Here is a 13,113-nt window from a genome sequence, read left to right on the forward strand (position 1 = left end):
AACACTAAAAAAATGAAAACACTAAAACACTATTCAATACTTACATTACTGCTAATTTTTTCAAGTTGTAATGTATCACCAAAACCCATAGAATATGGAAGCGATGGTTGTCACTTTTGTAAAATGACCATTGTAGATAAAGTACATGCCACAGAGTTTATTACCAAAAAAGGTAAAGTTTATAAATTTGATGCAACAGAATGTATGATTAATTATTTCGATGAATTTGATACGTCGGAAATAGAATTATACCTCACAAATTATTTTTCAAAACCAGAAGCATTAACTGACGCTACTAAAGCAACATATATAATAAGTAAAAACATCCCAAGTCCAATGGGAGCTTTTTTAACAGCTTTCGAGAATAAATCTGAAGCAGAAAAAATACAAGCAGAAAAAGGCGGAAAACTCTATTCATGGACAGAATTACTAGCACATTTTAAAGACTAGTAACATGAAAAATTTAATTGTTTTTATTATAGCTATTTTTATAGCTAACACTAGTATTGCCCAAACCATTGAGGTTTGTAAAACATGTCCTGTTTCAACTTTAAAAGATGCCATTACTCAGGCTAAAGAATTAGATACTATAATCATTAAAAAAGGTACTTACAAAGAACACTCAATCTTTATAGATAAATCATTAACCATTATTGGCGAAAATTACCCAGTAATTGATGGTGAAAAAAAAGGGGAAATCATTACTATAAAAGCAGACAACGTAACAGTGGATGGTTTATTTATCATAAACGTTGGCAATAGCTACACTGAAGATTATGCTGCTATTAGGGTTAAAAATAGCAAAAACTTTGTTATTCAGAATTTAGTCTTAGAAAAATTATTCTTCGGTATTTACATCGAAAAATCAACTGATGGAAAAGTATATCATAACAAAATAATTGGAGATGCTGTAGAAGAATATAATTCTGGAAATGGTATACAGTTATGGTATAGTAAAAATGTAGAAATTGAACTCAATTATGTTGAACATGTAAGAGATGGAATTTACTTAGAATTCTCAGACGACTGCTTAATTAAAAACAATATTAGCACCCTAAATGTGCGTTACGGATTACATTTTATGTTTTCTAATGATGACATTTATCAAGATAATACTTTCGAAAACAATGGTGCAGGCGTCGCTGTGATGTTTTCTAAACGTATAAAAATGTATAACAATCTTTTTAAAGAAAATTGGGGAACCGCTTCTTATGGCATGCTATTAAAAGAAATAAATGATGCCGAAATTATTGGAAACACTTTTGAAAACAATACTATTGGTATCAACATAGAAGGCTCTAACCGTATTACATACAAACACAATAGTTTCTCAAATAACGGTTGGGCTATTAAAGTAAAAGGTGCTTGCTATGCCAATACGTTTACGGAAAATAATTTTCTATACAACTCTTTTGATATCGCCTACAACAGTAATGTTAATGACAATGTTTTCGATAAAAATTACTGGAGCAGTTACACAGGCTACGACTTAGATAAAAATGGTATTGGAGATATCCCTTACCGACCAGTAAAACTCTTTTCTTATATCGTAAATCGTACGCCAGAAACCATCATTTTACTGCGAAGTATGTTTATAGATATCATTGACTTTTCTGAAAAGGTATCACCTGTTTTTACACCAGATGATTTATTGGACAACAACCCACAAATAAAAAAACTAACATGGTAACCATAGAAAATCTACATAAAAAATTCGGTAAAAACCAAGTGCTAAGTGGTGTTGACCTCAACATTAACGAAGGGGGAATTTTCGCTGTACTTGGACCTAATGGTTCAGGTAAAACCACTTTGATAAAATCGGTTTTGGGTATGGTAATTCCAGATAAAGGAAACATCACTGTACTTGGCAAAAACATTAAAAAGAATTCTGAATACAGACATAAAATTGATTATTTACCGCAAATAGCCAACTTTCCGAGTAACCTACGTGTTAAAGAATTAATCAAAATGATTAAGGATTTACGTAAACCAACCAATGAAGATGAACGCTTAATTGAGCTTTTTAGATTAGAGCCTTTTTTAGACAAAAAATTAGGTAATCTTTCCGGTGGAACTAAGCAAAAAGTGAATCTCGTTTTAACTTTTATGTTTGATAGTCCGTTAATTATTTTAGACGAACCAACCACAGGTTTAGACCCAATTTCACTCATTAGATTAAAAGATTTAATTAAAGCAGAAAAAGCCAAAGGAAAAACAGTTATTATTACCTCACACATCATGAGTTTTGTTGAAGAAATTTCAGATGAAATTGTATTTATCCTAGAAGGTAAAATTTACTTTAAAGGCTCTATTCAAAAATTAAAAACCAAGACCAATCAACCCGATTTTGAACATGCGATTGCGTCTATATTAACCGATAACCATGCTTAAGATATTAAAATATAGTTTTTACGACCTTATGCGTAGTCGCTGGAGTTACGTGTATTTCGCCTTTTATTTACTATTAGGTGTTGTCTTGTTGTTTTTGAATAACGATTTATCAAAAGCAGTTATTACTTTAATGAATGTCATCATCGTTTTAGTACCATTAATAGGCACCATTTTTGGTGTGATGTATTATTATAATTCACAAGAATTTACCGAGCTACTTTTAGCACAACCTATTAAACGTTCGTCCATATTCTTAGGACAATATTTAGGTGTTGCTTTATCATTATCTATGAGTTTAATTTTAGGATTAGGTATTCCTTTTGTGTTCTACGGTTTGTTTGAAAGCAGCGCAATTTGGGACTTTTCCCTTTTACTAATAACTGGTACATTTTTGACCTTAATTTTTACCGCTCTAGCGTTCAACATTGCGTTATCTAATGAGAATAAAATTAAAGGCTTTGGTTATGCCATCTTACTTTGGTTGTTCTTGGCCGTTATTTATGATGGACTCTTTTTAATGACACTAATTTTATTTGAAGATTACCCACTAGATAAAGTATCGCTTATTGGTACAATGTTAAATCCCATAGATTTATCGAGAACGCTTATCCTTTTAAAATTAGACATTTCAGCCTTATTAGGTTATACTGGAGCTGTTTTCAAACAATTTTTCGGAACAAGTTTTGGGTTAATTGTATCGTTTGTAATGCTTACCATTTGGGTTGTGATGCCTGTTTTACGCATCGTATTCAAATCAAAGAAAAAAGATTTTTAGTCAATAATTAGTATCTCAATATTTAGAATCATGACAATAAAATATGTAATAATCACGTTGCTATTAGCATTAACTTTTGGTTGTAAAAACGAAACTGTTAAGCCTGAAATACATTCAGCAATTCAACTAGAAGGTTTAGCACTCAACAATAACGAAAAGTGGATTGCTAATGAAGAAACTCATATTGGCATGAAGCGTATTGATTCTATTTTAAAGAATAATACTTCAACAAGTGGAAAAGTATTAGGCGACGTACTTTCAAAACAAACAAGCTATATTATAAAAAGCTGCGATATGGAAGGTGAAGCACACGACCAGCTTCATGTGGTACTCGTTCCTATTTTAGAAGAAATTACAGATATAAAAGATGTAGAAAACACTTCAGAATTAGAGAAAAAAGTGACAAATTTGCAACGCTTAACAGCCACTTATTTTGAATATTTTAAGATTAACTGATAAAAATCATTTAATTAAGGACAAAATAGTCCGAATTTAGCACTATGATATTAAAGGTTATATATAAAGCCATTGCCTTGTTTTTAACGTTCGTTTTATTAGCGAACAATATTAACAATGTGGTTATTGTAACCGATTTTGTGGTGAACCAAGATTTTATTGCTAAAACGCTTTGTATTCAAAAAGACGACCAAAAAGGTTGTAATGGTAAATGTCATTTAGCAAAGCAACTCGCACAGAGTAACACAGATTCTGGCTCAGACGCACCATTACCATCCACTGACAGAACGCGCTTAGACGTTTTTGTTATTTATGAAACTGCAAACCACACCATTGATAATTTCAATCAATTATCAAGATTCCAAAACAACGCACATTACAGAATAAAACAACCTATTTCTGGCTTTTATTCTATCCATACGCCTCCACCAGATTTAAGTTAATTTTTTTTGAAGCTCTACTTAGAGCAAACTTCTATTTTTTGAAACCAAATCGGCTTCAAACAGGATACTTACATTTAAAAATAACTTAAACACTTTAAAATGAAACTTAAATATTTATTACCAATCGCATTTATTGCATTATTCTTTTCATGTTCAACAGACAACGACGATAACACAACAATAGTTAATGAAGTTGAAGGCTTAGAACTTATTCAAACCATTGTAAATGGCAATGAAACTATAGAGCTTTACAACGAAAAAGGCATGTTTGAAACTGGCTACAATATGATTAGCCTTAGAATTAAAGACAACACAACAGATAGCTATATTGAAGACGCTACCCTTTCTTGGATGCCAATGATGCAAATGCCAACTATGGAACATTCTTCGCCCAAATCAACAATTTCAAAAGCTTTAGGAAAAGATACCGTTTATGAAGGTTTTATCATCTACCAAATGACAAATACAGATGGTTCTGGTTGGTCATTAACTTTAAACTATAATATAGATGGTACAGATTATTCTGTTACTGAAACTATCTCTGTAATGCAATATGAGAACCAAAATACAGCGAGTTTTATGGGTAGCGATGGCACAAAATATATCTTAGCGTTAATTGAACCAAAAGACCCAAGTATTGCTGTAAACGAAATGAAAGTTGGTTTGTTTAAAATGGAAAACATGATGACTTTTCCTGTTGTTGAAGATTATACTATCGCTTTAGACCCACGTATGCCAGGTATGGGAAATCACACCTCACCTAACAATACAGATTTAACTTACAATAATGCCGATAATTTCTATTATGGCGATTTATCATTAACAATGACTGGTTACTGGAAACTAAACCTAAAGTTAATGAACACTGATGATGATGTTTTAAAAGGCGAAGACGTTACCGATGAAAACGAAGCGAGTAGCTTGTATTTAGAATTAGAATTCTAAATTATTCCTACTGTCTATTGAGCGTAATTAAAATACATTTTTGTTACGCTCAATATGACAAATAGGTTTTCAAAAACATTGTAAACACTAAAATTTTTAGCTATGAAAACGCTAATAACAGTCATTCTATGTCTGCTATTGTCTTCTTTGGGATTTGCCCAAGATAACAATAACGAGGCAAAAAAAGACACCACAAAATTAGAAGAAGTCCTTGTAATCTCTCGACGTAAATTAAGCAATCACAGACAAGAAAAAACACTGTCTAGCATAGATGACTATCTTGAAAAATCTAATAAAGTAACCATGATAAAACGTGGTAACTACGCTTGGGAACCAACCATTAACAACATGGCAAGCGAGCGTTTGGTAGTGACTATCGATGGTATGCAAATTTTTGGTGCCTGTACAGATAAAATGGACCCAATAACGTCTTACGTCGATGTTTCTAATCTCGAAAAAGTATCTATTGGTTCTGGTCAAGAAGGCACAGAAAACGGACATTCAATTGGTGGTGGCATTGATTTAAAATTACCATCCTCTAAATTTAATGGTTCTGGCTTTAAATCTGGATTAGACTTAGGTTATGAAACCAATGGCAACTATAAAGCAACAGGACTAGATTTAGAATACACAGGCAATAAATTCTTTATTAGCGCAGATGGTATTTATAGAAAATCTGATAATTATGATGCAGGTGGCAATGAAGAAATCTTATATTCTCAATTCGAAAAGTATAATATCTCATTAAAAACGGGCTACAAATTTTCGGAAACTCAAAGCATAGATGCTAACCTTATTTATGATAAAGCTACAGATGTAGGTTATCCTGCTTTGCCAATGGATGTGTCTTTAGCTGAAGCTTTAATTGCATCACTAACGCATTACTACAAACCAGAAGATAAAGCCTTAAAATCTTTAGAAACCAAATTGTATTTTAATACCATAACGCATATTATGGATGATACCAAGCGACCTGTTGTTGCTATAAGAATGGACATGCCAGGTTGGAGCGATACGTATGGATTTTATAGTAAAGCCGAACTGATGAAAAACAAACATCACTTCACACTTAACCTTAATGGATTCTATAATAAATCTCTTGCGGAAATGACCATGTTTTCTAATAACCCAAGCGAACCGGACATGTTTATGTACACTTGGCCAGATATTAGAACACTATATTCTGGTATTTTTATTAAAGATGATTTTCATTTTAGTGCCCATGAAACACTCGCATCTTCTATACGCTTAGGCTATCACAATAACAAAATAGCAGAAGAAGTTGGTGTACAAAGTCTTCAAATTTTTCATGATACTGTAGATGACCAAAAAAATAGATTTTTGGTGAGTTTGGCGTCTGCATATCAACTTAAAAAAGAGAATTACAATCTATCTGTTGGTTTAGGTTATGGCGAACGCGCACCTTCCGTTAGTGAAGGTTATGGCTTTTTCTTATTCAACAGTTTTGATAATTACGATTACATAGGCAATCCAAATTTAAAGAACGAAAAAGCCGTAGAAGCGAACTTTAGCTTTAAACAGAATTTCAACGATTTTGAAATTGGTATAGAATCATCCTACTTCCATATTATGGATTATATTATTGGTGAGATTGCGCCAGACGTAAGCTCAATGACTATTGGTGCAAATGGTGTGCGAGTTTATACCGCTTTAGACCATGCCTCTATTTTTAATACGTATGTAAATAGTAGTTATAAACTATCGGAACGTTTTGCAATCAACGGAACGGTTGGCTACAATTACGGAAAAGGGAATGATGGTGAAAATTTACCACTCATAAAACCGTTTTCTTACTTTGCTGAATTCAACTACAATACACCTAAATTTAATGCTGCATTGCAATTAGATGGTAACGGAAACCAAAGTAATTATAGTAGCAAGTATGGTGAAAATGAAACTGCTGATTATGCGATTCTAAATCTTAATTTAGGAAACGTTTTCCATAATAAATTCGGAAAAACTGTATTAAAATATGGTATTGAAAACATATTAGACACTAAATATTCTACCTATGCAGATTGGAATAACTTCCCTAGACAAGGACGTAATTTTTATGTGAATTTGTCTTTTGTGTTTCCGTAAATATTGAATAAAATAAAACCAATTCCTAAAGGCAAAAAGACACTAAACAGAAATAGTAGCAGATAATAATTAGGAAGTATGCCTATACCATAAAAGAACATTATTCCTTGAATTAATAATAATATTTCGGTTAAAAGAAATCCTAAAACAAAGCTATATATGCCAACAGTTAGGCTTTTAGAGTTGGTTACCAAGCCACTCTTTAAAATAAACGCAAATAGAAATCCTGAAATCACGCCAAGCATTAGTAAATGAATAAATCCAATTACAAAATTGCGATGCTCATATACAACTGCCGAAAACTCAGGTAAAATAGAAAGGGATTGAAACACTACTTTTAAGACAAAACAAATTAGCGCAAACATGAACATATACTTCATAAGCTTATGCGCATTAGTCATCAAAACCTCTAATTTAGGTTTTATAAGTTGAATGAATTTATATAGCATTACAACTTGAAGCACCACACCTAATCCATTAATAAACAGCAACGATTGATGTGGCAAAAACCATTGTATGGGTAATGCAAATGTTAATACCGTCGAGATTATTAATAATGTAAAAAAATGTCTGAATTGTTTAGAATCTTCAACCTTTAAAAGATGAAAAAAGACAGCAACCACAGCTATTAAAAACCAACCATTAAACTGAAAATGTAAAAAAAACTGAATCGCAATTTGATAAAACGCAGAAGCTTGTCCAAGCCTTGCAACTGCAGGACCTAAACACCAAACACCTATAGTAGAAACCACCATAAAAATGAGTGACGTTTTTAATAGTTTTTCACTTACTACAGCATTGGTTTTATGATGTTTAAAAATGAGATATGCAAAGTAGTAGCTACAAAAAATATGCAGCGTTGAAAAGAAAATGGAAATGGCAGCATAACCTTGAAACGGAAAACTTAGCATCATACCAACCACAGCCAATTCCGTTAACCAAAATAATCGATTGAAAACTTTAGGTTGCTTTGGAATAAAGTAATGTACAAATAGCGTATATAACATTAAATACACCCAACCCAACATAGCAACATGAGAATGTGCGTGTGTTAGAAATCTAAAATTTAAACCAATGGCTTCAAGAGATGAAAAGCGTAATGCCAAACCCATTAGCGCAGCAATGAGAAAATTAATTAAACATATGACTACTAACTTTTTTGGCATCGGTTGAATTTACGAATTAGAAATTTAAGGATTATAAAAAGAAAAACCCCAAAATGTTTAGGGAAAACATCTCAGGATTTTTTTCAAAAGTAGAAATTAATTAGGGATTGCTATTAACCAAATTGTTGTTCTAATTTTATAGCTTTCGGAAACAATATGTTGTTTTCTAAATGAATATGTAAATGCAAATCTTTTTCAAATTCTTCTAACATCGCATACGTTACTTTGTAAGTATTACAAGCATCTGCTGGTGGATTGTAATTATCCGTTAATTCTGCTATTTCTCTAAAACGTTGTCCTTCTGTATCGTGTTCTTCCATCATCATTTCAATCGGATTTTCAACAGTTCCAAATTGTGGAGATTGAATCGCTTCATTTTTTAGAGTAGCGTTTACCATTCTTTTTACAAAAGGAAAAAGAATCAATTCTTCCTTCTTCATATGTGATGCTAATTCGCCTGCAGAAGCTGTAAACAATTCATTGATTTTAAATAATTCTGGATGACGTTCGCCATGCACAAGACATAATTTATTTAAAAATTGAAGCAATACAGGAATCTTCTCTTCTACATATCTATGGTGCTTCTTTTCTATATACTCAGTCAACAAATCTAATGGCCAAGATTTATAATCTATACTTTCACCACTTTTAGAATCTAAAACTTGGTTTAATTCATCTAATAAGATAGTGCTATCAATGCCTTTTTTGTTGCAAGCTTCTTCTACTGTTCTGTTGCCATTGCAACAAAAATCAATTTTGTATTTAGAGAAAATTGCTGCTGTTCTAAAATCATCTGCAACATACTGTCCTATTTCTTTTGTTGTTTTTTCTTGAAGTGTTTCCATATTATAATTTTATTTCGGATAAATTTATCCTATTTATATTCAAATTTTTTTAGATTTTTAAAAATGATACACCAGATTTAATATCTGAAGCCAATTGATCTAACGTAGTATTTTCTAGCATGTCTCTTAATTCTTCTCTTACCACTTTAAATTTATCGTGTACAGGACAAGGATGATTTTCATTACAAGTATGTAGTCCTAATCCACAACCATTATAAATACCATCTCCATCAATAGCGTAAACTATTTGAGCTAATTTTATAGTTGCTATTTTATCCTTATCTATTTCAAATCCACCATAAGCACCTCTTACTGATTTTATGACGTTATTCTTTACTAAGGCTTGTAAAATTTTGGCTGTAAATGCTTGTGGTGAATCTATCTCTTCCGAGATTTCTTTTGGACTAACTCTATTGTTTTCAGACGAGTTTACAGCAATAAAAATTGCGGCTTTAATTCCATATTCACAAGCTTTAGAAAACATATTTTTGAGACTAAATTATAATACAAAAATACTAATTATTTTAATATGAGATAATTTTATCCGATATAATTTATTATTAAGAATATTTTGCTTTAAACCACACTTTTTGCCATTCGCGTTGAAGAATTAAAAACGTAACATCTTCGGATAATTTTAATGTATCACCACCATCTAAACTTCTAACTTTAGCTTCGGAAACATCTACGATATAAAGTAAATTAAGATAGTCTGAAAATTTAGAATTTATGAGGTTAAAAACGGTTTCTTGCAACACAAACTTTAAACTTGTTGGCAACGTTTCTTCATCAAATTCTAAATCAATATTAGCGTACAACAAATCTTTATTAAGCTGAATAATAAGTTTTTTGTACAAGCTTAAACCTTCGGCTTCAGAAATTAAATCTTCAAAATTCGATGGTAAACTCATTAAACACGTCTGGTCATTAATTGTTCTCCAAATACTCTAAGTAATTGTTTTTTGTCTTCAGGTATATTTAAACCTTCTAAAACTTTAAAGGCTTTATTGGTGTAATCTTTTACGGCTTCTTGCGTTGTTTTGGCTGCACCAGTATCCTCAAAAAATTGCTTAGCAGCTTTAACTTTGTCTTCATTAGATAACACATTGTTCTGCATCAAAAACAAAAATTCCTTTTCATCTTCATTGGTTCCTAATTCCATCGTTTTAAGATATAAATAGGTCTTTTTGTTTTCAATAATATCGCCTCCTACTTGTTTTCCAAAAGTTTCAGGATTACCAAAAGCATCTAAATAATCGTCTTGTAACTGAAAAGCAATTCCTAAAAGCCTTCCAAATTCATATATAGAATTTTGGTCTTCTTTAGACGCTTTAGCAACAATAGCACCCATTTTCATGGCAGCACCAACCAAAACGGCTGTTTTATATTCAATCATTTTTAGATACTCATTGATGGTAACATCATCTCTAGTTTCAAAATCAATATCATACTGCTGACCTTCACAAACTTCTAAAGCAGTTTTACTAAAAAGTTTAGCTAAAGCCTGAAACGTTTCAGCCTCATAATTCTCAAACAATTGATATGCCATAATAAGCATAGCGTCTCCTGAGAGGATTCCTGTATTAAGATTCCATTTTTCGTGCACAGTTTCTTCGCCTCTACGTAGAGGTGCATCGTCCATAATATCATCATGTACTAAAGAGAAATTATGAAACACCTCAATAGATAAGGCTGCATCCATAGCCGTTTGAGGGTTTACTCCAAAAACCTCAGCCGTCATTAAAGTTAAAACTGGTCGTAACCTTTTTCCGCCCAACTCTAATATATAGTTAATAGGATTATATAAATTTTTTGGCTCTTTGTGTACTGTAAATCCTTCTAAATGGTTTAGAAACGACTCTTGATAGTGTTCTATTTGTTGCATGAGACAAAAATAATGTTTTAAACATATTTTAAGCTAATGTTGGCTATGTTAAAAAATCATTAAAACTTTGGAAACTTTTTAGGTTTTTAAAGTTTCCTGTTGTAAGTTTGCGCCATAATTAAAATGATTCCGAACCAACGGAACTTAAAAAATGAAAGAAAAAATAATATTTAAATCTACGGACTTGTTCTTAAACTTAGGGTTTAAGAGCGTTACCATGGATGATATTGCTAATGAAATGGGTATTTCTAAAAAAACCATATATCAGCATTTTCAGAATAAAACAAAATTAGTTGAAGCCACAGCTTTGCATGTTTTTGAAAATATTTCTTGTGGTATTGATAATATTTGTGCGTTAAATAAAAACCCAATTGAAGAGGTTTATGAAATTAAAAGATTTGTAATGCACAATCTTAAGGATGAGAAATCGTCTCCACAATACCAACTTCAAAAGTATTATCCCAAGATCTATGCCTCTGTAAAAGGTAAGCAATTTCAAAAAATGTTAGGCTGCGTAACACAAAATTTAGAACGTGGTGTAACTCAAGGTCTTTATAGAGATTCTATAGAAATAGATTTTGTAGCGCGACTTTATTTTAATGGCATGGTGTCTTTAAAAGACCAAAACATTTTTCCTCGCGAGAATTTCTCGATGGTGATGTTAATGAATAATTATTTAGAATACCACTTAAGAGGCATTTGCTCCACAAAAGGATTAGAAAAACTAACACAATTAAATACCAACCAAAAATAAGCAATGAAAAAAACACTAATAATAGTCTTAAGTTTCATTTTTTTTCAAATGGGATTTTCGCAAGACCAACCCAAAAGTCTTTCGCTTCAAGAAGCCATTGACTATGCACTGGAGAACAATAGAACTGCCATTAATGCAGCTCGAGATATCGAAGCTGCTAAACAACAGAAATGGGAAACTACAGCAAGTGGATTACCACAAGTAAGCGCAAGTATAGATTACCAAAACTTTTTAAAACAACAGGTTTCAGTAATACCTGCAGAATTCTTTGGAGGTGCTCCAGGAACCTATGAAGAAGTTGTTTTTAGTACTAAACAGAGCTTAACTGCTTTTGCTACTTTAAATCAAAAAATATTTGATGGTTCTTACCTTGTAGGATTACAGTCTGCGAAAGTATTTTTAGAGATTTCAGAAAATGCTAAAGTAAAAACAGATCTTGAAGTAAGAAAAGCAGTAATTGAAGCTTATGGAAATGTGCTTTTAGCAGAAGAAAGCATTCAAATTTTTGAGCGCAATATAGAAGTACTAGAAAAAAATCTCTTCGAAACCCAAAAAATATACGAAAACGGATTGGGAGAAGAAGAAAGCGTTGAGCAACTTCAAATCACATTATCTGGCGTAAAAAGCAACTTAAATAATGTTGAAAGATTAAAGACTTTAGCTTACCAAATGCTAAATATCAACTTAGGTTTAGATGTTTACAACGACCTAGTATTAACTGACAATCTAGAAACCTTGACTGATCAAAATATCTCATTGTCAATTCTTGAAGCAGAAAACAACCCAGAAAGCACCATTGATTACTTAATTGCCAAAAATGATACAAAAGCAAAGGAGTTATTGGTTAAACTAGAAAAAAGTAAAGCTTTACCAACGTTTAATGCTTTTATTAATGGAGGGTATTCTGGTTATGGTGACGAGTTAAATTTCACTAAGAAAAGTCAAGATTGGTTTGGATCCTCATTATTTGGTGTAAGCTTAGATATCCCAATCTTCAGTTCAGGCATGAGAAATGCTTCTACGCAGCGTGCAGAAATCAATCTAGAAAAAGCTAAAACAGATTTAACAGATACTGAGCAACGCATAAAACTTCAGATAGCATCCGCAAAAAGCGATTATCAATTCGCAATTGAAGATTATGAAAATAAAAAAGAAAATTTAGCATTAGCAGAACGTATAGAAACAAAAAATCAAACCAAATTTTTTGAAGGTATAGGCTCTAGTTTTGAGTTACGCCAAGCACAAACTCAATTATATTCTGCGCAGCAAGAGTTGCTTCAAGCTATGCTAGACGTTATCAACAAAAAAGCAACTTTAGAAACTGCATTAAACACTACAACATTAAACTAA

General features: G+C 31.9%; 15 protein-coding genes. 10 read left to right on the forward strand and 5 right to left on the reverse strand.

Translation table 11 applies throughout. The annotated features are described in order from the left end of the window. Nucleotides 1–12: 12 nt before the first annotated feature. The 8 genes from HNV10_RS13925 (at nucleotide 13) to HNV10_RS13960 (ending at nucleotide 7,113) form a co-directional block, all read left to right on the forward strand. Entirely contained in the window at nucleotides 13–450 is a 438-nt protein-coding gene (locus tag HNV10_RS13925; RefSeq protein ID WP_173302007.1) for a nitrous oxide reductase accessory protein NosL, read from the forward strand. A gap of 4 nt (nucleotides 451–454) precedes the next feature. After that, a complete protein-coding gene (locus tag HNV10_RS13930) occupies nucleotides 455–1,690 on the forward strand; it encodes a nitrous oxide reductase family maturation protein NosD (RefSeq protein ID WP_173302008.1) in 1,236 nt (411 codons plus the stop codon). After that, nucleotides 1,684–2,391 (forward strand): ABC transporter ATP-binding protein, encoded by a 708-nt coding sequence (locus HNV10_RS13935; protein WP_173302009.1) that lies wholly within the window; start codon nucleotides 1,684–1,686, stop codon nucleotides 2,389–2,391. The genes HNV10_RS13930 and HNV10_RS13935 overlap by 7 nt, the downstream gene beginning before the upstream one ends. Beyond that, complete coding sequence (locus HNV10_RS13940) at nucleotides 2,384–3,166, forward strand: ABC transporter permease (protein WP_115817051.1); 783 nt, start codon at nucleotides 2,384–2,386, stop codon at nucleotides 3,164–3,166. Before HNV10_RS13935 ends, HNV10_RS13940 begins: the two co-directional genes overlap by 8 nt. A gap of 30 nt (nucleotides 3,167–3,196) precedes the next feature. Next, nucleotides 3,197–3,622, forward strand: coding sequence for a hypothetical protein (locus tag HNV10_RS13945; RefSeq protein WP_241695513.1), 426 nt, complete (start codon nucleotides 3,197–3,199; stop codon nucleotides 3,620–3,622). Between the two features lie 44 nt (nucleotides 3,623–3,666). Beyond that, nucleotides 3,667–4,065 carry a hypothetical protein gene (locus tag HNV10_RS13950; protein WP_173302010.1) on the forward strand — a complete coding sequence of 133 codons (399 nt, stop codon included), beginning with the start codon at nucleotides 3,667–3,669 and terminating at the stop codon, nucleotides 4,063–4,065. A 99-nt stretch (nucleotides 4,066–4,164) separates the two neighbouring features. Next, a complete protein-coding gene (locus tag HNV10_RS13955; protein WP_173302011.1) occupies nucleotides 4,165–5,010 on the forward strand; it encodes a hypothetical protein in 846 nt (281 codons plus the stop codon). A 102-nt stretch (nucleotides 5,011–5,112) separates the two neighbouring features. After that, nucleotides 5,113–7,113, forward strand: a complete 2,001-nt coding sequence (locus HNV10_RS13960) for a TonB-dependent receptor plug domain-containing protein (RefSeq protein WP_173302012.1) — start codon at nucleotides 5,113–5,115, stop codon at nucleotides 7,111–7,113. Here HNV10_RS13960 and HNV10_RS13965 read toward each other — a convergent pair. The 5 genes from HNV10_RS13965 to HNV10_RS13985 all read right to left on the reverse strand — a co-directional run bounded on the left by HNV10_RS13965 (nucleotide 7,083) and on the right by HNV10_RS13985 (nucleotide 11,009). Continuing rightward, the gene (locus HNV10_RS13965; protein WP_173302013.1) at nucleotides 7,083–8,279 is read right to left on the reverse strand and encodes a hypothetical protein; all 1,197 of its coding nucleotides are present in this window, start codon (nucleotides 8,277–8,279) and stop codon (nucleotides 7,083–7,085) included. The two genes, HNV10_RS13960 and HNV10_RS13965, sit on opposite strands and share 31 nt — an antisense overlap. Before the next feature lie 113 nt (nucleotides 8,280–8,392). Further along, on the reverse strand, nucleotides 8,393–9,124 hold the full coding sequence (gene ric, locus HNV10_RS13970) for an iron-sulfur cluster repair di-iron protein (protein WP_173302014.1): 732 nt from the start codon (nucleotides 9,122–9,124) through the stop codon (nucleotides 8,393–8,395). 49 nt (nucleotides 9,125–9,173) lie between these two features. After that, a complete protein-coding gene (locus HNV10_RS13975) occupies nucleotides 9,174–9,608 on the reverse strand; it encodes an RrF2 family transcriptional regulator (protein ID WP_173302015.1) in 435 nt (144 codons plus the stop codon). Nucleotides 9,609–9,684: 76 nt separating this feature from the next. Continuing rightward, a complete protein-coding gene (locus HNV10_RS13980) occupies nucleotides 9,685–10,035 on the reverse strand; it encodes a hypothetical protein (protein WP_173302016.1) in 351 nt (116 codons plus the stop codon). Continuing rightward, a complete protein-coding gene (locus HNV10_RS13985) occupies nucleotides 10,035–11,009 on the reverse strand; it encodes a polyprenyl synthetase family protein (protein WP_173302017.1) in 975 nt (324 codons plus the stop codon). Before HNV10_RS13985 ends, HNV10_RS13980 begins: the two co-directional genes overlap by 1 nt. Nucleotides 11,010–11,160: 151 nt before the next feature. On the opposite strand from HNV10_RS13985, the gene HNV10_RS13990 reads away from it, so the two are divergent. Then, the gene (locus HNV10_RS13990; protein WP_173302018.1) at nucleotides 11,161–11,763 is read left to right on the forward strand and encodes a TetR/AcrR family transcriptional regulator; all 603 of its coding nucleotides are present in this window, start codon (nucleotides 11,161–11,163) and stop codon (nucleotides 11,761–11,763) included. 3 nt (nucleotides 11,764–11,766) lie between these two features. Then, complete coding sequence (locus tag HNV10_RS13995; RefSeq protein WP_173302019.1) at nucleotides 11,767–13,113, forward strand: TolC family protein; 1,347 nt, start codon at nucleotides 11,767–11,769, stop codon at nucleotides 13,111–13,113.

It is taken from the genome of Winogradskyella litoriviva, assembly GCF_013249065.1.
GTDB lineage: Bacteria > Bacteroidota > Bacteroidia > Flavobacteriales > Flavobacteriaceae > Winogradskyella > Winogradskyella litoriviva.